The 18,236-nt window shown below is 62.1% G+C and carries 18 protein-coding genes and 2 pseudogenes; 11 read left to right on the forward strand and 9 right to left on the reverse strand.

The window, feature by feature from the left end; all coding sequences use genetic code 11:
* Positions 1-13 precede the first annotated feature (13 nt).
* The 4 genes from SERRSCBI_RS02600 to SERRSCBI_RS02615 form a co-directional block, all read right to left on the reverse strand.
* Entirely contained in the window at positions 14-1,735 is a 1,722-nt protein-coding gene (locus SERRSCBI_RS02600) for an ABC transporter permease subunit (RefSeq protein ID WP_033641724.1), read from the reverse strand.
* Between the two features lie 482 nt (positions 1,736-2,217).
* Positions 2,218-2,907, reverse strand: a complete 690-nt coding sequence (locus SERRSCBI_RS02605) for a trehalose-6-phosphate synthase (protein ID WP_033651401.1) — start codon at positions 2,905-2,907, stop codon at positions 2,218-2,220.
* A 12-nt stretch (positions 2,908-2,919) separates the two neighbouring features.
* Positions 2,920-3,330, reverse strand: a complete 411-nt coding sequence (locus SERRSCBI_RS02610; RefSeq protein ID WP_042783609.1) for a GNAT family N-acetyltransferase — start codon at positions 3,328-3,330, stop codon at positions 2,920-2,922.
* Positions 3,331-3,362: 32 nt separating this feature from the next.
* The gene (locus tag SERRSCBI_RS02615) at positions 3,363-4,733 is read right to left on the reverse strand and encodes a glutamine synthetase family protein (protein ID WP_033641727.1); all 1,371 of its coding nucleotides are present in this window, start codon (positions 4,731-4,733) and stop codon (positions 3,363-3,365) included.
* Between the two features lie 236 nt (positions 4,734-4,969).
* On the opposite strand from SERRSCBI_RS02615, the gene SERRSCBI_RS02620 reads away from it, so the two are divergent.
* Positions 4,970-5,272 (forward strand): hypothetical protein, encoded by a 303-nt coding sequence (locus SERRSCBI_RS02620; protein ID WP_042783610.1) that lies wholly within the window; start codon positions 4,970-4,972, stop codon positions 5,270-5,272.
* A gap of 11 nt (positions 5,273-5,283) precedes the next feature.
* Here the strand turns inward: SERRSCBI_RS02620 and SERRSCBI_RS02625 are convergent, their stop codons facing one another.
* From SERRSCBI_RS02625 to SERRSCBI_RS02630, 3 genes are read right to left on the reverse strand one after another with little or no spacing between them, the layout of a single operon-like run.
* Positions 5,284-5,685, reverse strand: coding sequence for a putative T6SS immunity periplasmic lipoprotein (locus SERRSCBI_RS02625; RefSeq protein WP_033651398.1), 402 nt, complete (start codon positions 5,683-5,685; stop codon positions 5,284-5,286).
* On the reverse strand, positions 5,682-5,882 hold the full coding sequence (locus tag SERRSCBI_RS24880) for a hypothetical protein (RefSeq protein WP_182073993.1): 201 nt from the start codon (positions 5,880-5,882) through the stop codon (positions 5,682-5,684). Before SERRSCBI_RS24880 ends, SERRSCBI_RS02625 begins: the two co-directional genes overlap by 4 nt.
* Positions 5,854-6,771: a LysR family transcriptional regulator gene (locus tag SERRSCBI_RS02630; RefSeq protein ID WP_042783612.1), complete on the reverse strand. Its 918-nt coding sequence runs from the start codon at positions 6,769-6,771 to the stop codon at positions 5,854-5,856. The genes SERRSCBI_RS24880 and SERRSCBI_RS02630 overlap by 29 nt, the downstream gene beginning before the upstream one ends.
* Positions 6,772-6,940: 169 nt before the next feature.
* Here SERRSCBI_RS02630 and SERRSCBI_RS02635 point away from each other — a divergent pair.
* From SERRSCBI_RS02635 to SERRSCBI_RS02665, 7 genes and pseudogenes are all read left to right on the forward strand, one after another.
* Positions 6,941-7,638, forward strand: a pseudogene (locus SERRSCBI_RS02635) (CoA transferase subunit A).
* Between the two features lie 11 nt (positions 7,639-7,649).
* Positions 7,650-8,303 carry a CoA transferase subunit B gene (locus SERRSCBI_RS02640; protein WP_025305151.1) on the forward strand — a complete coding sequence of 218 codons (654 nt, stop codon included), beginning with the start codon at positions 7,650-7,652 and terminating at the stop codon, positions 8,301-8,303.
* Between the two features lie 14 nt (positions 8,304-8,317).
* Positions 8,318-9,502: an acetyl-CoA C-acetyltransferase gene (locus SERRSCBI_RS02645; RefSeq protein WP_042785637.1), complete on the forward strand. Its 1,185-nt coding sequence runs from the start codon at positions 8,318-8,320 to the stop codon at positions 9,500-9,502.
* An 18-nt stretch (positions 9,503-9,520) separates the two neighbouring features.
* On the forward strand, positions 9,521-10,444 hold the full coding sequence (locus SERRSCBI_RS02650) for a 3-hydroxyacyl-CoA dehydrogenase family protein (protein WP_042783613.1): 924 nt from the start codon (positions 9,521-9,523) through the stop codon (positions 10,442-10,444).
* 42 nt (positions 10,445-10,486) lie between these two features.
* On the forward strand, positions 10,487-11,881 hold the full coding sequence (locus SERRSCBI_RS02655) for a GntP family permease (protein ID WP_198036339.1): 1,395 nt from the start codon (positions 10,487-10,489) through the stop codon (positions 11,879-11,881).
* 12 nt (positions 11,882-11,893) lie between these two features.
* Positions 11,894-12,664: a 3-hydroxybutyrate dehydrogenase gene (locus SERRSCBI_RS02660; protein WP_042783615.1), complete on the forward strand. Its 771-nt coding sequence runs from the start codon at positions 11,894-11,896 to the stop codon at positions 12,662-12,664.
* Between the two features lie 371 nt (positions 12,665-13,035).
* On the forward strand, positions 13,036-14,172 hold the full coding sequence (locus SERRSCBI_RS02665; protein WP_033636938.1) for a porin: 1,137 nt from the start codon (positions 13,036-13,038) through the stop codon (positions 14,170-14,172).
* Between the two features lie 38 nt (positions 14,173-14,210).
* Here the strand turns inward: SERRSCBI_RS02665 and SERRSCBI_RS02670 are convergent, their stop codons facing one another.
* On the reverse strand, positions 14,211-15,032 hold the full coding sequence (locus tag SERRSCBI_RS02670) for a helix-turn-helix transcriptional regulator (protein ID WP_019453262.1): 822 nt from the start codon (positions 15,030-15,032) through the stop codon (positions 14,211-14,213).
* A 120-nt stretch (positions 15,033-15,152) separates the two neighbouring features.
* On the opposite strand from SERRSCBI_RS02670, the gene SERRSCBI_RS02675 reads away from it, so the two are divergent.
* From SERRSCBI_RS02675 to SERRSCBI_RS02685, 3 genes and pseudogenes are all read left to right on the forward strand, one after another.
* A complete protein-coding gene (locus SERRSCBI_RS02675) occupies positions 15,153-15,530 on the forward strand; it encodes a hypothetical protein (protein WP_042783616.1) in 378 nt (125 codons plus the stop codon).
* 10 nt (positions 15,531-15,540) lie between these two features.
* A complete protein-coding gene (locus tag SERRSCBI_RS02680; protein ID WP_033641740.1) occupies positions 15,541-16,416 on the forward strand; it encodes a helix-turn-helix domain-containing protein in 876 nt (291 codons plus the stop codon).
* A gap of 232 nt (positions 16,417-16,648) precedes the next feature.
* A pseudogene (locus tag SERRSCBI_RS02685) lies at positions 16,649-17,566 on the forward strand (L,D-transpeptidase family protein); the annotation flags it as partial.
* 174 nt (positions 17,567-17,740) lie between these two features.
* Here SERRSCBI_RS02685 and SERRSCBI_RS02690 read toward each other — a convergent pair.
* Complete coding sequence (locus SERRSCBI_RS02690) at positions 17,741-18,043, reverse strand: hypothetical protein (RefSeq protein ID WP_033651388.1); 303 nt, start codon at positions 18,041-18,043, stop codon at positions 17,741-17,743.
* Between the last annotated feature and the right edge of the window lie 193 nt (positions 18,044-18,236).

An 18,236-nucleotide genomic window follows, 5' to 3' on the forward strand; every position in this document is an offset into this window, starting at 1 on the left:
TGTTCCCCCTTGATCAGTCATATTTGAATTTGGTTTCCGCAATGCGATACAGCGGTTGCCAGACGAAGATGATGCACAGCGCCACCAGCGCGCACATCGCGGCGCAGCCCAGTGCGGACTCCGGGTTCTTGCCGGCGTCGGTGACGACGGAAATGAACGCGCCCAGCCCGGTGGCGCTGAGGGTGGTGCTGCCCCATTGGATCACTTCGGCGGCGATGGCGCTGTTCCAGGCGCCGCCGGCGGCGGAGATGATGCCGGTCACGATGTAGGGGAAGATCGCCGGCAGCATGTAGTAGCGCCACCAGCGGAAACGGCGCAGCCCGAAGGTTTCGCTGACCTCGGTGATCTGCGTCGGAATGGCGGAAACGCCGGCGATCACGTTGAACAACACGTACCACTGGGTGCCCAGCATGATCATCGGAATGGCCCACCAACCGAGATCCTGATGATAAATGGCGATGAAGGCGGCGATCAGCGGGTAGAAAATGTTGGGCGGAATGGCCGCCAGGATCTGGATGATCGGCTGGAAGATCTTCACCAGGCGCGGATTCAGGCCGATCCACACCCCCAGCGGCGTGAAGATCGCCACGCTGAGCAGCATGGCCGCGGCCACGCGCGCGGTGGTGAGCAGCATCCACTCCGGCAGCATGGCGAAGTACTGTTTGGGGAAGTATTCCCACAGCCGGTAACCGAACCAGACGCAGGCCAGCACCACGCCGAGATACCACAGGCTGCGCCACAGCCAATTGCCTTTGGCGGCGAGGCGAAACAGGCGGTGCAGGCCGAGGGCGTACCACAGCCGCGGCAGCTTGAACAGCCACAGATCAGCCAGCGCGCGCAGCGTGCGGCCGAGCGCCGCGCCGACGTGCGAAAAGGCCAGACTGTTGTAGAACCACGGATTGCCGAGCGCCCGATTGGCGGTAACGTCTTCGTATTTGAAGCGGGCGGTGTAACGCACCAGCGGGCGGAAAACCAGCTGATCGAGCAGCACGATGTTGGCGGCCAGCGCGACGATCGCATACAGGATCGCCGGCACGTTCTGCTGCGCCAGCGCTTCGGCGATATAGGAGCCGACGCCGGGCAGTTCGACCGAGCGATCGCCGACCGGAATGGCTTCGGAGGCCACCAGGGCGAACCAGGCGGCGGATTGCGACACCATGGCGTTCCACAGCAGGCCCGGCACCGAATAGATGAATTCCAGCCGCCAGAAACGTTGCCACGGGTTGTAATTGAAGCTGCGGGCGGCTTCGTCCAGCTCCTTGGGCACGATGCGCAGCGTCTGATACAGCGTCAGCATCATGTTCCAGGCCTGGCCGGTAAACACCGCGAAGATGGCGGTGCACTCCAGCCCCATCACGCTGTGTGGGTAGAGGTTGAGAAAGTACACGGTCGTGAAGGTCAGGAACCCCACCAGCGGCACCGACTCCATAAAGTTGACGAAGGGCAGGATCACCCGGCGCAGCGGCGCATAGCGCGCGGCCAGCACGGCGAACACCACAGAAAACAGCAGCGACCAGGCCATGCCGAGGAGAAAACGCATGCTGGTTCTGAGCGAATAATAAAGCAGGTTCCAGGCATCGAGACTAATGGCAGAGACGTTTTGTTCATTGAAGTCGCCGTGCATGTCGCCCCACGCGCGAATAAAAAAGGCAATGAAGAAAACGCCGATGGCGATAACGATAAAGTCATTTAAATAAGACTTTCTGAAAACAGATGTACCCCGGTTATTTTGCATAACGCAATACCTTATTTTTCCCATAAGAAATCCGTCGGCGCTCGGGTAATAGGCCCGGCGACATCAGATAAATACCGCCACAGCGGTTGAGACAAACGTTATTTTCGCAGCGAGGCGATGGGCGGGCAGGCAGAGCGGGAAAGGCCGTCAGAAGGGGAGCGGTTGCCGCATTCCGTATCTTTCAGAATGCAACGTGGATGGCATTACTGAAAGGTGCCCAATAGCATTAGCGTAAAACTAAAACTTTCATCGCCCATAGGGCCCTCCTCGGTTTAAATATGGCACGGAGAGGGTAATGTGTTTTGCTAATAAAAAGCAATTGGCGGCGCGCGGTTTTTACGGTTGATATGTAACAGGATGAATATTCATTTTTTAATCGCTATATTCAGAAAATAAAATAACCTATTTTGATGGCGGTAAATGCGGTGAAAATAAATCGCGGCGAAATAAAACGGCGCGCCTGAATACCGCGCGCCGTAACATTAATAAACCTGCCTGCCGTTGATGCCGGCGGGGAAAATGCCGGTGGCGAAAATATGCCCGTTGGCCTGGATCTGGTCGTCGGGCAGCATCTCCAGCGGAAACTCGGCCGCCAGGCAGTTGAGAAAGGCGTTGCGATCGTCGGTGGTGGTAAAGCCGATCAGATCGTAGAACAGCAGCGAAGCGATCAGCTGGCGATGTTCCGGGATGCGCCGCAGCAGCGCCGCCGACGGGAACGGCAGATGGAAAAAGAACGCGCAGTCGTTCAGCAGCCCCTGTTCCTTCAGCGCCTGGGCGCAGGGCAGCAGTTGGTAATCGTCGATGCAGACGATGTCGCCCGGGCACAGGTGTTCGCAGGCGATATCGGCGAAACGGCGATTCAGCTGCCGGTAGGCGCGGTAGTTTTCCGGCGTGAAGTGCGCCTTCTCCGGCTGGTTGTGGAACACCGGCCACAGGCCGTCGTGGTAGTAGCCCTGATAGTGGCGGCGGAACTCTTCGATCGACAGCGGGAAGGTCACCTGATCGTAACCGGCGTCTTGACGGCAGTGGATCGGGCGCTGCGCGAAATTCTGCACGTCGCCGTTCCAGCCGAGCCACAGCCCCGGTTCGGCGTCGGCCGCCAGCGTCCGGCCGGCGCAGGCCAGATCCTTGCCGTCGCACTGCTTGTTGGAAATCAGCACCAAACGAGACATGGGGTCTCCTTATCAGTGAAGGGCGCGCGGGGCGTGCGCCGCGCAGTCGGCGCGCCAGGGCGCTTGCAGCGCGGGCAGCGTGACGCGCAGGCCGCGCAACGCCGGATGCGCCAGGCAGCAGCGCGTCAGCCAGCTTCCCAGCCCGACGCCGCGGTATTCGGCGCTGACGAACAGTTCGCTCACCGAGGCGAAGGTGGCGTAATCGGTCACCATGCGGGCGAAGCCGAGCTGGTGGCGTTTGCGATACAGGCCGAAGCACAGGCCGTGGCGCGCCAGGCGCTCTGCCGCCGCCCGATCCGGCAGGCTGAGAAAACGCTGGATCGCGTCGATATCCAACAACTGCCGGTCGGTGCTGATATGAAAAACGCCTTTGCGCCAGCAGAGCAGCGGCTGTGCGGGCGCCCGTTGCGGTTGCATATTCATGATTATCCTTAAGTTAACGAATCAGTGGGCGGTTACAGCATCCAGCCGAGTTCGGCAGCGGTGACCTGTTCCTCGAAGCGGCGCAGTTCGGCGCTTTTGCAGGTGTGCCACAGGGTGCAGAACGCCGGGCCGAGCAGTTCGCGCAGCGGATCGCTGTGGCGGAACAGCGCCAGCGCCTCCTGCTGGCCGAGCGGCAAGGGCGCGGCGTTGTCGCTCTCGCAGCCGTTGGCGGCGGGCGGCAGCGGCAGCGGGTGTTCCAGCCCATGCAGCAGGCCGCCGAGCATCACCGCCAGCGCCAGATAGGGGTTGGCGTCGGCGCCGGCCAGGCGGTATTCGATGCGCTGGTTGGCGCTGTCGGCGCAGGGCAGGCGCAGCGCCACCGTGCGATTGTTGTGGCCCCAGGAGGCGCGCAGCGGCACGTGCATGCCGGGGCGGAAGCGGCGAAAGGCGTTGATGTTGGGCGCCAGGATCGCCATCGACGCCGGCATCAGCGCCAGCATGCCCGCCATCGCCTGCTGCATGTTGTCGCTCAGTTCGCCCGGCGCGCCGGTCAGCAGGTTCTCGCCGTGCTCGTTCTGCAGGCTGATGTGAAAATGCAGCCCGCTGCCGGCGGCATGGGCGCAGGGCTTGGCCATAAAGCAGGCGTGCTGGTGATGTTGCTCGGCAATCTGCCGCGTCAGGCGCTTCAGCGCCATGATCTGGTCGCAGGCTTCCAGCACGCGCCGGCTGTGATGCAGGTTCAGCTCGTACTGGCCGGAAGCGGCTTCGGCCACCACGCCGGTCAGCGGCAGGCTTTGCAGCCGCGCGTGCCGTTCGATGTCGCTCAGCAGCGCATGGTGGCGCTCGGGCGCATCCACCGCGAAGCTCTGCGTCGGGCAGGCTTCCGCCTCGGCGGGGCGCTGCGGATCCTGCAGGTAGAACTCCAGTTCGGCCGCCACCACCGGGAAGCAGTTGCGCTCGTGCAGGCGCTTCAGCACCCGTTGCAGCACCACACGCGGCTCCAGCTCGCAGGCGTCGCCGTCGGCGTTTTGCATCGTCAGCAGCAGCTGGGCGTGGCGTTCGGGATCGCGCGCGCAGGGGCGCAGCGTGCCGGGCACCGGCAGGCACAGCCGATCCGGCTCGCCCGCCCGTTGCCCCAGCCCGCTTTCTTCAATCACCCGGCCGTGCAGATCCAGGGCGTAGATCGACAGCGGGAAGTAGCAGCCTTTTTCCAGGCCAAAGGCTTCGGCGATCGGCAGGCGCTTGCCGCGCAGCTGGCCGTTCAGATCGTGCAGATAAATATCCAGCTGTTCGGTATCCGGATAGCGCTGCAGGTAGTGTTCCAGCTCTTTGCGGAAGGTGCGCGTCGGCGATGCGGGCAGCTCTGCCAGCAGAGGATTGAACCCGATAATATTAGAATGCATGGCGCGCTCCAGAACGAAGACCGGTCACGGCCAGAGGCAGGGATAAACGCATGAGACAACTCTCTTGTGAGGCCATAGCGGCGATGTGGAAAGGGTATCTGCGGCGGCAAAAACTGTCTGTAAAAACGCCGTAACGTTAACGGGGCGCGGAATAAAAATGCCGTAAAGAGCGCGGCGGGTTGGCCGGGGCGGCACGGTCTATACTGGCGAGACGGGCCGTAGAAGGAGAGATAACGATGAAGAGAATAGGGTTGCTTATCGCCGCGCTGGCCGCGTTCCACGCCACCGCGTCTTCCCCACAGGCGTGGGCCGAGAGCGAACGGGCGATGCGCGCCGCCTGCCTGAAAGCCAGCGGGCTAAAAAACGCCAGGGTGGAAGGGGAGATTATTCACTACGGTGATGACGTCGGCTATTCGGCGCTGTTTATCGGTGGGCGCTACCCGCAGCCGTTTATGAAAAACCAGCCGGGCAGGGAGCTGTGCTTATATCAGCGCGCCACGCAGAAGGCGGCGGTGCAGGCGGTGGAGGGGAATAAATAATCCCAGTCTCCTTACTGTAGCTGTATTTCTCCCTTGGGATTAATTATTAAGTTGAATTCTTTCATGTATTTACGCCTTTCCGTGTCGTTATTCATCGAGACGCCGAGCAAGACCGAGTATTCTCCCGCAGCCCAGTTTACCTGCGGATAAGTGGCGCATTGTCCCGGTTTCAGGTCGGGCAACGGAGTGACTTCTGGTGAGGCCCAGACGATATGCCATTGCTGTTGTTCCTGTCGTGAGACGATCACCCCCCGGTTTTGCAGGCTGTCACCGCTGCGAACGCTGTTGATAGGCACGGCAAAGCAAGGTTGGTTGTCTTTGAGCGAGACATCCAACGGATGGTACCAGGGCTGAGTGGATTGGCAGCCGTTCAGTAGCAGTGCGCACAGTAAAGAGAGATAAAGTTTTGTCATAGCAAGGTGTTCCGGTTCTTTGGATTGTTCAGGAAAGCTCGCAATACCCATTCATAACGTTTTTTGATGTCTGGCCCAATAATGCCGCTGTAGTTGGTGGCTACGTGGAAGCGATGGGCGGCACGCTGCGCCTGGACATTGAACTGCCGGGCGGCAAGCACGTCGGGTTTACGGTTTAAGCACAGGCTGCCCGCCACTCCCCGCCATCTCCCGTTCGATTACCGTCGCCAGCGCCTGCGCGGCGGAAGAGAGTTGGTGCTGCGCCAGGCGGATCAGGCCCACGCGCCGTTCGATGATCGGGCCGATCAGCGGCACGCAGACCGCCCCCAGCTCATCCATCTGTTGCTCGCACAGCGCCGGCACCGCGCTGGCGCCGAGGCCGTTGGCCACCATGCGCCCGACCGTCACCAACTGGTGACTCTCAAACGCCACCTCCAGCGTTCGCCCGCTGCGGGCCAGTTCCTGCTCCAGCAGCAGCCGCACCGCCGATGGCCGCTGCAGGGTGATGAAATCCAGCGTCAGCAGCTCCTTCCAGCTCACCTGAGCCTTGCGCGCCAGCGCCGAATCCTTCGGCACCACCGCCAGAAAGCGATCGCGGCACAGCGGGGTGAAGTGCAGGGTGTCGCTCGGCTCCGGCTCGAAGGCGATGCCCATCTCCACCCGGCCTTCGCGGATCATTTCAAACACCTGTTCGTTGATGACGTCGTGCACCGCCACGTTGATGCCGGCATAACGATCGCGAAACGCCTTAAGGATCGGCGGCAGCGGGTTGCCGGCGAACGACGGCATGGCGGCGATCGCCACCTTGCCCATCTGCAGGGTGAAGCGCTGACGCATCGCCTCTTCCGCGTTGTCCCAATCCGCCAGCAGCTGGCGCGCCATCGGGAAGAAGGTTTCTCCTTCCGGCGTCAGCGTCACCCGGCGGGTGGTGCGCAGCAGCAGCGGCCCGCCCAGCGCGTCTTCCAGCCCACGGATCGCCAGGCTGAGCGCCGGCTGAGAAATATTCAGCCGCTCGCTGGCCTGGGCGAAATTCAGAGTGTGAGCTACCGCTAAAAACGCGCGTAACTGTTTGATGCTCATTTTCATTTTGGTTGGCGTTAACTCTTTGTTAATTTTCGGTTAACGGGTGATTAATAAAAATTCTAAATGAATGCGGCATAAAAAACAAAATTAACAAATCATTTTTGTGACCTGAAGATGCCCTCACGTAAGCCAGGGCATTTCGCCCTGCGCCGCAACATGCAGGGGCAACGATATGGCAGGGCTCGACAAACGCGTCGGCAGCTACCAGGAAGCGCTGGCAGGCCTGACGGACAACATGACGGTGCTGGCGGGCGGCTTTGGCCTGTGCGGCATCCCGGAGAATCTGATCGAAGAGATCCGCCGGCGCGGCGTGCGCGGGTTGACGGTGGTTTCCAACAACTGCGGCATCGACGGGTTCGGCCTCGGGCGGCTGCTGGAAACCCATCAGATCCGCAAGGTGGTGGGATCTTACGTCGGCGAAAACGCGCTGTTCGAACAGCAGGCGCTCAGCGGCGAGCTGGAGGTGGATCTCACGCCGCAGGGCACGCTGGCGGAGAAGATCCGCGCCGGCGGCGCCGGCATCCCGGCATTCTTCACTGCCACCGGTTACGGCACGCCGATCGCCGAAGGCAAAGAGGTGCGCGAGTTCAACAGCCGCCCCTACATCATGGAAACCGCCATCACCGGCGATTTCGCCATCGTGAAAGGCTGGAAGGCCGATCACTTCGGCAACGTCATCTACCGCCACACCGCGCAGAACTTCAATCCGCTGATGGCGACCGCCGGGCGCATCACGGTGGTGGAAGTGGAAGAGATCGTCGCGCCGGGCGAGCTGGATCCGGCGGCGATCCACACCCCGGCATCTATGTCGATCGGCTGATCCAGGGCACCTTCGAAAAGCGTATCGAACAACGCACCCTGCGGGCATAAGGAGAATTCGCATGCTTACCCGTGAACAAATGGCGCAGCGCGTGGCGCAAGAGCTGAGGGACGGTTATTACGTCAACCTGGGCATCGGCATCCCGACGCTGGTGGCCAACTACGTGCCGGCGGGCATGGACGTGATGCTGCAGTCGGAAAACGGCCTGCTGGGGATGGGCGAGTTCCCGACCGAGCAGCAGCTGGACGCCGACATGATCAACGCCGGCAAGCAGACGGTCACCGCGCGCCTCGGCGCGTCGATCTTCGATTCGGCGCAGTCGTTCGCCATGATCCGCGGCGGCCATGTCGATCTGACCGTGCTGGGGGCGTTTGAAGTGGACGTCGAGGGCAACATCGCCTCGTGGATGATCCCCGGCAAGATGGTCAAGGGCATGGGCGGCGCGATGGATCTGGTGGCGGGGGCGGAGAACATCATCGTGGTGATGACCCACGCTGCGAAGGGCGGCGAGTCCAAACTGCTGCCGCGCTGCACGCTGCCCCTGACCGGCGCCAATTGCATCCGCAAGGTATTGACCGATCTGGCCTACCTGGAAATTGAAGACGGCGCTTTCGTGCTGCGCGAACGCGCGCCGGGCGTCAGCGTGGCGGAGATTGTCGCCAAAACCGCCGGCCGGCTGATCGTGCCGGAGCAAGTGCCGGAAATGCGTTTCTGAAACGGGAGGTGAATGTGCAACAACGTGAAGTGGTGATCGTGGCGGCGACGCGCACGCGGGTCGGCAGTTTTCACGGCGCGCTGGCGCCGCTGACGGCGGTGGAACTGGGCACGGCGGCGGTGCAGGGGCTGCTGGCGCAAAGCGGCGTGGCGCCGCAGCAGATCGATGAAGTGATCCTCGGCCAGGTGCTGACCGCCGGCTGCGGGCAGAATCCGGCGCGCCAGACCGCGCTGAACGCCGGGCTGCCGTTTACGACGCCGGCGCTGACCATCAACAAAGTGTGCGGCTCCGGGTTGAAGGCGGTGCATCTGGCGGTGCAGGCGATCCGCAGCGGTGACGCCGACGCGGTGATCGCCGGCGGCCAGGAGAGCATGAGCCGGTCGCCTTACCTGATGGCCGGCGCGCGCGCCGGTCTGCGCCTCGGTCACGCGCAGATGGTGGACAGCGTGATCCACGATGGCCTGTGGGACGCGTTCAACGACTATCACATGGGCATCACCGCCGAAAACCTGGCGGAGAAATACGCCATCAGCAGAGAAGAACAAGACAGGTTCGCGCTGCGTTCGCAGCAGAAGGCGCTGGCGGCGCAGCAGGCCGGGCGTTTCGCGCAGGAGATCACGCCGGTGACGGTGCCGCAGCCGAAGGGCGAAGCGCTGCGGGTAGAGCGCGACGAACAGCCGCGCGACACCAGCCTGGAGGCGCTGGCGCGGCTGCGCCCGGCGTTTCGCAAAGAGGGCACGGTGACCGCCGGCAACGCCTCGTCGCTCAACGACGGCGCCGCCGTGGTGCTGCTGATGAGCGCGGAAAAAGCCGCCGCGCTGCGTTTGCCGGTGCTGGCGCGCATCGCCGGTTACGCCTCGTTGGGCGTCGATCCGGCGATCATGGGCATCGGCCCGGCGCCGGCCGCGCGCCGCTGCCTGGAAAAAGCCGGTTGGCGGCTGGAGGAGGTCGATCTGATCGAAGCCAACGAAGCCTTCGCCGCGCAGGCGCTGGCGGTGGGCAAAGAACTGGGCTGGGAGGCGGAGCGGGTGAACGTCAACGGCGGAGCGATCGCGTTGGGGCATCCGATCGGCGCGTCCGGCTGCCGCATTTTGGTGTCGCTGCTGTACGAAATGCAGCGCCGCGAGGTGAACAAGGGGCTGGCGATGCTGTGCATCGGCGGCGGGCAGGGCGTGGCGCTGGCGGTAGAGCGCCCGTAAACAACCGAGGAAGGCACGATGCAGTCATCTGACTATGCGGTACTGGGCGCCGGGCTGATGGGGGTGGGCATCGCCACCCACTTTATTCGCCACGGCCATGAGGTGCTGCTGTATGAACCGGATCCGCAGCGCCGGGTGGAAGCGCCGGCGGTAGCGAGCGGCATTCTGGCTGAGCTGAGCGACGTCGGGCAGTTTGATCGCGACGAACGCGAAGCGGCGCTGGCGCGGCTGCGCGTGACCGGCGATCTGAACGCGGTAGCGCACGCCCGGCTGCTTATCGAGGCGATCCCGGAACGGCTCGAGCTGAAGCACGCGCTGTATGAGCAGTTGGAAGGGCTGATCGCTGACGACGCGGTGATTGCCAGCAACACCAGCGGCTTGCCGCCGGACGAGCTGGCGGCGCGCATGACCCATCCGCAGCGGCTGCTGATCGCCCACTTTTGGCACCCGCCGCACCTGATCCCGCTGGTGGAGATCGTGCCCGGCAGCGCCACCGAGCCGCGCCATCTGGCGGCGGTGCAGGCGCTGCTCGGCGAGATGGCGCTGGAGGCGGTGCTGCTGGAACGCGCCGCGCCGGGGTTTGTCGGCAACCGGCTGCAGTTTGCGGTGCTGCGTGAGGCGCTGCACATCGTCCACAGCGGCATCGCCAGCGCCGAGGTGGTGGATCAGGTGATGCGCGCCTCGCTGGGGCGGCGCTACGCCATGGTCGGCCCGCTGGAGGCCGCCGACATGACCGGGCTGGGGACGGTGGCGGACATCGCCCGCCACCTGTTCCCGGAACTGGCGACCGGCGACGAGATGATGGCGCTGGTGGAACAGCGGCTGCAGCGCGGCGATATCGGCCAGCGCAGCGGCCAGGGATTTTATCTTTGGGATGAAGCGCGCAGGGAACGCATTCAACGGCGACGGGTGCATCAGCTGCGCTTTGCGCTGAAACCGTAATTTCGCACGCCGTACCTGACAATAACAACGATAGCGAGGTGCCTGATGAGCGTTTTGATTGCCCTGGCAGCACTGGGATTACTGATGCTGGCCGCCTACCGCGGCTACAGCGTGATTTTGTTCGCCCCGATCGCCGCGCTGGGTGCGGTGCTGTTGACCGACCCCGGCGCGGTGGCGCCGACCTTCACCGGGCTGTTTATGGAGAAGATGGTTGGCTTCGTGAAGCTCTACTTCCCGGTGTTCCTGCTGGGGGCGGTGTTCGGCAAGCTGATCGAGCTGTCCGGCTTCTCCCGTTCGATCGTCGCGGCGGCGATCCGCATTCTCGGCCGACGCCACGCCATTCCGGTGATCGTGCTGGTGTGCGCGCTGTTGACCTACGGCGGGGTGTCGCTGTTCGTGGTGGCGTTCGCGGTTTATCCGTTCGCCGCCGAGCTGTTCCGCCAGAGCGGCATCCCCAAGCGGCTGATCCCGGCCACCGTGGCGCTCGGCGCCTTTTCCTTCACCATGGACGCCTTGCCCGGCACGCCGCAGATCCAAAACATCATCCCGACCAGCTTCTTCGGCACCAACGCCTGGGCCGCGCCTTGGCTGGGGCTGATCGGCTCGCTGTTCATCATCGCGGTCGGTTTGCTGTATCTTGAACGCCAGCGGCGCAAGGCGCAGCTGAAGGGGGAGGGTTACGGCACCGATCTGCTGAACGAGCCGGAAACCCCGGACGACATCAACCTGCCGAACCCGCTGATCGCCATCCTGCCGCTGATTTTGGTCGGGGTATTCAACCTTGGCTTCACCCATTGGATCCCGCAGTGGTACGGCGCCAGCCACGAGCTGACGCTGCCGGGGCTGGCCAAGCCGATCACCACCGATGTGGCGAAGATCACCGCCATCTGGGCGGTGGAAGCGGCGCTGGTGTCGGGGATTCTGCTGGTGGTGGCGTTCGGCTTTGGCAATATTCGCGGGCGGCTGGCGGAAGGCAGCAAGACGGCGGTCGGCGGCGCAATTCTGGCGGCGATGAACACCGCCTCCGAATACGGCTTCGGCGCGGTGATCGCCGCGCTGCCGGGCTTTTTGGTGCTGTCGCAGGCGCTGTCGGCGATCCCCAATCCGCTGCTGAACGAAGCGATCAGCGTCACCCTGCTGGCCGGCATCACCGGCTCGGCCTCCGGCGGCATGAGCATCGCGCTGGCGGCGATGGCCGATAACTTCGTGGCCGCCGCCCATGCGGCGCACATTCCGTTGGAGGTGCTGCACCGGGTGGCCTCGATGGCCAGCGGCGGCATGGACACCTTGCCGCACAACGGCGCGGTGATCACCCTGCTGGCGATCACCGGCCTTAGCCACCGGCAGGCCTATGGCGGCATCTTCGCCATCACCCTGATCAAGAGCGCCGCGGTGCTGTTCGTGATCGGCGTGTTCTACCTGACCGGCATTGTTTAAAGGAGCGATACCATGAGTGTACAAGGCAAGACCGCGCTGGTGACCGGCTCGACCAGCGGCATCGGCCTCGGGATAGCGTCCGTGCTGGCCGCCGCCGGCGTGCGTGTGATCCTCAACGGCTTTGGCGATGTGGAAGCGGCGAAGGCGCAGGTTGCCCGGCTGGGCACCGCGCCGGGGTATCACGGCGCCGATCTCGGCGATGCGGCCCAGATAGCGGACATGATGCACTATGCCGAGCGTGAGTTCGGCGGCGTGGACATTCTGGTGAACAACGCCGGCATTCAGCACGTGGCGCCGCTGGATCAGTTCCCGGTGGAGAAATGGAACGCCATTCTCGCCATCAACCTGTCGGCGGTGTTCCACACCTGCCGATTGGCGCTGCCGGGTATGCGCGAGCGCAACTGGGGGCGCATCATCAACGTGGCGTCGGTGCACGGGCTGGTGGCGTCGAAAGACAAATCGGCTTATGTGGCGGCCAAGCACGGCGTGGTGGGGCTGACCAAGACGCTGGCGCTGGAAACCGCCCGCACGCCCGTGACCTGCAACGCCATCTGCCCCGGCTGGGTGCTGACGCCGCTGGTGCAACAGCAGATCGACAAGCGCATTGCCGCCGGCATCGATCCGCAGCGGGCGCGCGATGAGCTGCTGGCGGAGAAGCAGCCGTCGCAAGCGTTCGTCACGCCGGAGCAACTCGGCGAGCTGGCGCTGTTCCTGTGCAGCGATGCGGCGGCGCAGGTGCGCGGCGCCGCCTGGAACATGGACGGCGGCTGGCTGGCGCAGTAGTGAGGGCATTTTCCCGGAGCGCGCAATGCGCTCCGTCGTTATTTCCCGCCATTAATTAATTCCCTCGCGTGACGGTTTACCTGCGGCAATAATATTTATTTGTTATTTGCTATTTTTATTCCCAGATAATCACGCCGGGTTATTTTGGGTAAAAGATGCGGATTGGTTTATTTCGTGCTGCGGTTATTACATTATTTTTCTCCGTGTTACAGGTGAACACGTTTCTGCTGAAAATAAGCCCAACCTGAAATAATGGCAGATTATGACGTGAATTTTTATATCTTGCGTGCGCTGTTGACATCGGGTAATTATTTCCGCGTGGCTTAAGACCACCGTGTTTATAACAATAATTTTTTCGGGCAGGGGTAATAATGAGAAAGAATACAACGCCAATATTCATTGGCGGCGTCTTGCTGTCGGCGTTATCCGCCGGCGCACAGGCCGAGATCACCATTCTGGATAAAAACCCGCAGAGCAATGTGTTGCTGGCGCCGCTCAGTTTAAAGGTGGGCGGCAGCATTCGCCCCGAGTGGATCTTCAATAACGGCCCGGAACCGGGCTATGACAAAAACGGTCACGACGGCGGCACGCGTTTTCGCTTCAGCGGCGACTATGCGCTGACGCAGGACACCTCGATCATCGGCTATTACGAATGGGGCGTCGATCTGGCGCACGCGCTCAGCTGGGACGGGCACTACAATGAGGACGGCAAACGCGACTATCAGCGCCAGCTGTACGCCGGTTTCAAGGACGATCGTTACGGCACCCTGACCTATGGCCACCAGTACGGCATCTATTATTCCGTGGTCGGCATCAAAAGCGACGTCTGGGATAACGACGGCCACGCGGGCGGCACCGGCATCGGTATTTCCGGCGATTATGACGGCGGCAATAAACCGAAAAACAGCATCAAATACACCAATGATTTCGGGCCGGTAACGCTGTACGCCAACTATTTATTGCCGGAAGACGATCTGCACACCGCGGATAACCTGATTTACCGCCGCAAGGGCGGTGGCGGGCTGGGCTTCGATTATAAGGTGACGAAGGATTTCACCTTCAGCGCCGCCTACAGTTATACCGACGCGAAGATCAAAGATAATCTGTACAACGAAAAGGATTATCACCAGCAGCTGTCCGGCACCGCGTTGACCTGGCAGCCAAACAACTGGTACATCGTCGGCACCGCCAGCTACTACAAAGACTATGTGCCAAGCACCCGCCAGCGCACGCTGTCGCACTTCTTCGCCGGTGACGGCTACGGGCTGGAAGGCTTCGTCGGTTACACCTTCAATATCGACAAGCCATTCCTCAAATCGATCCAGCCTTACGTGGCGGCGGACTCGCTGCGGCTGAAAGGTGACGAGGCGTATCACGCCAACCACGTTTACCTCGGCGCGGGCACCACCATCGGTTACGGACTGTCGGTGTATGTGGAGCGCACGCTGGCCAACAGCAGCGACAACGAGCCGGACTCCACCTGGATTACGGTGTTCTACGATTTCTGATTCTCATCTGCTTCAAGCCGGCGCCTGCGCCGGCTTTTTCACATGGTAATTGCGCCGCCCAGGGTCTCTCCAGAGGCGTTTCGCTCCGCCAGGTAGCGCGCCGGCGGTTTGCCTACCGCCTTTCTGAACATGGTGACGAAGCCGCTGGCGCTCTCGTAGCCCAGATCCAGCGCCACCGTCTGTACGCTCTCGCCCTGCGTCAGGCGCTGCAGCGCCAGCATCACGTGCAGCTGGCGCCGCCAGTGGCCGAAACTCATGCCCATCTGCTGTTGCAAGGTGCGGCTGAGGGAGCGCTCGCTCATGCCGATGCGCTGCGCCCACTGCCCGAGGGTGGATTTGTCCGCCGGGCTGCTCAGCATGCCTTCGGTCAACTGCCGAATGCGTGCGTCGTCGGACACCGGCAGATGCAGGTTCTCGATCGGCGCGGCCGCCAGCTGGTCCAGCAATACCGCCGTCAGGCGCCCCTCGGCGCCCTGTTCGTCGTAGAGCGGCTCGAAGGTGCTGGCCTGCAGCAGCAGCTCGCGCAGCAGCGGCGAGACCGACAGCGTGCAGCAGTTCTGCGGCAGACCGGCGGCGGCATGTTGATCGACGAACAGGCAGTAGGCCTCGGTGGAGCCGGCGCCCTGAGCGTTGTGCAACACGTTGCCCGGCATCCACAGCGCGCACTGCGGCGGCACCAGCCACAGCCCGTTTTCCACTTCGCAGCGGATCATGCCGCGTACCGTGTAGATCAGCTGCGCCTTCTGATGGCGGTGCGGCTCGACTTCCCAGTCCTGCTCAAGGGTCGAACCTTGCAGGGCAAACAGCGGGCGCGGCACCTGATCGATATCCAGACAGTGGCGGGGGATCTGTACTTTCATGAGAACAATTCTCAATTTGGCGGAATTGAAAAGTATTATGTCCTGATTGCGCAATGTGGTCTAGCGCCGGTGCCGATAAAGTAAGCGCCAGTCCTAAACCATTTCCTGAGGAAACTGATTATGTCATTGGATACCGCCGATTTTCCGCTGGTATGGATGCGCCAAAACGGGCGCGATACCCAGGCCGAACTGGCCGAATTCAGCGCGCTGCTGGCGCGCGCCGAGCCTTTCGTCCTGATGACCGATCGCAGAGTCGGCGATGAAGGTGAAGAGCACGATCGCGACGCCCGCACTCAGGTAGCGCTGTGGAAGCGCGATAACCGCGCGGCGCTGAAGCGGTGGGCGAAAGGCATGATCATGCTGGAACCGGACGACGCCAAACGCGCGGCGGCGGAAGCATTCGCCGAATACGGCGCCAAATTCTGGGGCTATCCGGTACTGGTGGCCGCCGATGAAGCCGCAGGCCGGATGTTGGCGCTGACATTACTGAGCAAATAAGGGGAACACCATGCACCAGCAACAGGTGATTGAGCAGCTGCTGGCCTGGATCGAGCAGAGCCTGGATCAGCCGCTGACGCTGGACGACATCGCCGCCAGGTCCGGCTATTCCAAGTGGCATTTGCAGCGGATGTTCAAGCAGCACACCGGCCATATCCTCGGCACTTACGCCCGCCGCAGAAGGTTGACCGCCGCCGCGCGCGAACTGCGCCTGACCGGCACCAGCGTGGCCTGTATCGCCGATACGTACCAGTTCGATTCGCAGCAGACCTTCACCCGCTGCTTCCGCAAGCAGTTTGGTCTGCCGCCGGCCAGCTATCGTCGCAGCCAGGATTGGTCGAGCTACGGTCTGCAGCCGCCGCTGCGGCTGACCGAAGCGCCGCTGCCGCAGGCCGATATCGTGACGCTGCCCGCCATGCAGCTGGTGGGCAACACGCAACGCCGCAGCTTTACGCTGGGGCAGTTGGCGGCTTCCAAATGCGAGCTGCGTCGCCATGCCTGGCGGCAACTGCTGCGGCCGCAGACGCTGCCTGAGGTGATGTATGGCCTTACCAGCCTGGAGATCGACCGGCAGCGTCGGGGCTGCCCGCGCATGGCGTATACCGCCGCTTTGCCGGACGAAGGGGCGGTGGGGGAACGGGTGACCATCGAACAGGGGGAATACGCCCGTTTCACCTATCAGGGGCAGGCGGAAGGGTTACAAAACTTTATTGTCCGGCTGTATGACACCGCCATGCCGCAGATGAACGCCATCCGCCGGCCAGGGCAGGATATTGAGCGGTTCTACCCGGCGCAGGAGGGCAGTTGCCCGCTTGGCGGCGCGGCGATCCGTTGTGAATATCTGATCCCCATTCGGCGGGCGGAGGCGCTGGCCGCCGCCAGTTAGGCGGCGGTTCTCGCAGAAAATCGCCTTCGTGGCGCGTCAGGTTACAAAAAATTGCGATATTACATCGGTAATGGTTCACACTTTGATTGATGTGCACATATAATGCGCATCCGGTCAAATCCCCCTGGTTTTTCAGGCCGCAGCGCCGTTGGCTGCCGGCTGAAATTCAACGGGGCAAAGTGGCCGTAGAAACCAATACCCATAATCGCCAGTGGCCTTGACCAACACGAAGATGAAAATGAGCATTCGCGCGTTATTAACCCTGTTTACGGCACTGGTTGCATTCAGCCAGGCTGCCTTCGCCGTCGTCTACCCGCTGCCGCCAAAAGACAGCCGTTTGGTGGGCGAAAATATCCAAATCACCGTACCGGAAGACAGCAAACTGCCGCTGGAGAGCTTCGCCGCCCAGTATCAGATGGGGCTGAGCAACATGCTGGAGGCCAACCCGGGCGTGGATCCGTTCCTGCCGAAGGCCGGCAGCACCCTGACCATCCCGCAACAGCTGATCCTGCCGGACGCGCCGCGTGAAGGCATCATCATCAACAGCGCCGAAATGCGTCTGTACTACTACCCGAAAGGTTCCAACACCGTCGTGGTGTTGCCGATCGGCATCGGCCAGCTGGGTAAAGACACCCCGCTGAACTGGACCACCACCGTGCAGCGCAAGAAAGACGGCCCAACCTGGACGCCGACCGCCAAAATGCGCGCCGAATACGCGGCTGACGGCGAGATCCTGCCTGCGGTGTTCCCGGCCGGCCCGGATAACCCGATGGGGCTGTATGCGCTGTATGTTGGCCGCCTGTATGCCATTCACGGCACCAACGCCAACTTCGGCATCGGCCTGCGCGTGAGCCACGGCTGCGTGCGTCTGCGCGCCGACGACATCAAGTACCTGTTCCAGAACGTGCCGGTCGGCACCCGCGTGCAGTTCATCAACGAACCGATGAAGGCCACCGTCGAACCGGACGGCTCGCGCTACGTGGAAGTGCACAACCCGCTGTCGGCCAACGAAGAGCAGCTGCAATCCAAGGATCCGGTGCCGCTGACCATTTCCGCGCCGGTCGGCAAAGTGCTGATGGACGCCGGCGTCAACCAGAGCGAAGTGGACGCGGCGATCAAGGCCCGTTCCGGTATGCCGGTGAAAGTGAACTGATCGCCTCGGGCTTCAGTGACAATACCAAGAAGACGCCTGTGGGCGTCTTTTTTTATGAACCGAAGTGCTGTCAGGATATTTGCGCCGGCGCGTCTCCGGGATTAACGGTTTTTTTATTCCCCGCGCGTCAAAAATAAAATAGCCGCCGCGCCGGCGGCCATTTTATTTCTATTACAGGCTGCCGCCGACCGAGGTCGAGGTGGAGCCGATCGTCTCGCGGAAATGTTTCGCGTAGTCGGCCACTTCCTGCTGCGTATGCGTCAGGCCATAAAGACCCAGCCCCACACCGCCTGCAACGCCGCCGATGAGGGTGCCGACCAATTGGCCGACCGCACCGGCAATAAAGCCGCCTGCGCCTGCGGATTTGCCTGCAATCAGCGCGCCGGTCATGGCGCCGTCCAACAGCCCATCCCAGGCCGCGTTCAGATCGCCACCGCTAACGTACTGTTCTTCATATTGACTAAGTACTTTCATATACAATCCTTATAAATAAAAGGGTGACTTAGTGGGTTTAATTAAATTCTAAAATAACGCCGTAGCGCTATTTCACTTTAAAAATATAACAGCTGATATTTGATTGGCAATATTCTATTCAATGAAGGGTATTATTTGGTTAAATATAGGCGCATTCATTTTTGGCGAGTGTTTTAAAGAGGGGGATTGGGAA

The sequence above is a fragment of the Serratia sp. SCBI genome (genome assembly GCF_000747565.1).
Classification (GTDB): domain Bacteria; phylum Pseudomonadota; class Gammaproteobacteria; order Enterobacterales; family Enterobacteriaceae; genus Serratia; species Serratia ureilytica.

Bases quoted from the DNA above. Each gene is read 5' to 3' on its own strand.
- SERRSCBI_RS02625 (WP_033651398.1), bottom strand. From the start codon at position 5,685: ATGACAAAACTTTATCTCTCTTTACTGTGCGCACTGCTACTGAACGGC.
- SERRSCBI_RS02690 (WP_033651388.1), bottom strand. From the start codon at position 18,043: ATGAAAGTACTTAGTCAATATGAAGAACAGTACGTTAGCGGTGGCGAT.
- SERRSCBI_RS02680 (WP_033641740.1), top strand. From the start codon at position 15,541: ATGCACCAGCAACAGGTGATTGAGCAGCTGCTGGCCTGGATCGAGCAG.
- SERRSCBI_RS02600 (WP_033641724.1), bottom strand. From the start codon at position 1,735: ATGCAAAATAACCGGGGTACATCTGTTTTCAGAAAGTCTTATTTAAAT.
- SERRSCBI_RS02660 (WP_042783615.1), top strand. From the start codon at position 11,894: ATGAGTGTACAAGGCAAGACCGCGCTGGTGACCGGCTCGACCAGCGGC.
- SERRSCBI_RS02630 (WP_042783612.1), bottom strand. From the start codon at position 6,771: ATGAAAATGAGCATCAAACAGTTACGCGCGTTTTTAGCGGTAGCTCAC.
- SERRSCBI_RS02605 (WP_033651401.1), bottom strand. From the start codon at position 2,907: ATGTCTCGTTTGGTGCTGATTTCCAACAAGCAGTGCGACGGCAAGGAT.
- SERRSCBI_RS02615 (WP_033641727.1), bottom strand. From the start codon at position 4,733: ATGCATTCTAATATTATCGGGTTCAATCCTCTGCTGGCAGAGCTGCCC.
- SERRSCBI_RS02650 (WP_042783613.1), top strand. From the start codon at position 9,521: ATGCAGTCATCTGACTATGCGGTACTGGGCGCCGGGCTGATGGGGGTG.
- SERRSCBI_RS02610 (WP_042783609.1), bottom strand. From the start codon at position 3,330: ATGAATATGCAACCGCAACGGGCGCCCGCACAGCCGCTGCTCTGCTGG.
- SERRSCBI_RS02665 (WP_033636938.1), top strand. From the start codon at position 13,036: ATGAGAAAGAATACAACGCCAATATTCATTGGCGGCGTCTTGCTGTCG.
- SERRSCBI_RS02640 (WP_025305151.1), top strand. From the start codon at position 7,650: ATGCTTACCCGTGAACAAATGGCGCAGCGCGTGGCGCAAGAGCTGAGG.
- SERRSCBI_RS02670 (WP_019453262.1), bottom strand. From the start codon at position 15,032: ATGAAAGTACAGATCCCCCGCCACTGTCTGGATATCGATCAGGTGCCG.
- SERRSCBI_RS02675 (WP_042783616.1), top strand. From the start codon at position 15,153: ATGTCATTGGATACCGCCGATTTTCCGCTGGTATGGATGCGCCAAAAC.
- SERRSCBI_RS02620 (WP_042783610.1), top strand. From the start codon at position 4,970: ATGAAGAGAATAGGGTTGCTTATCGCCGCGCTGGCCGCGTTCCACGCC.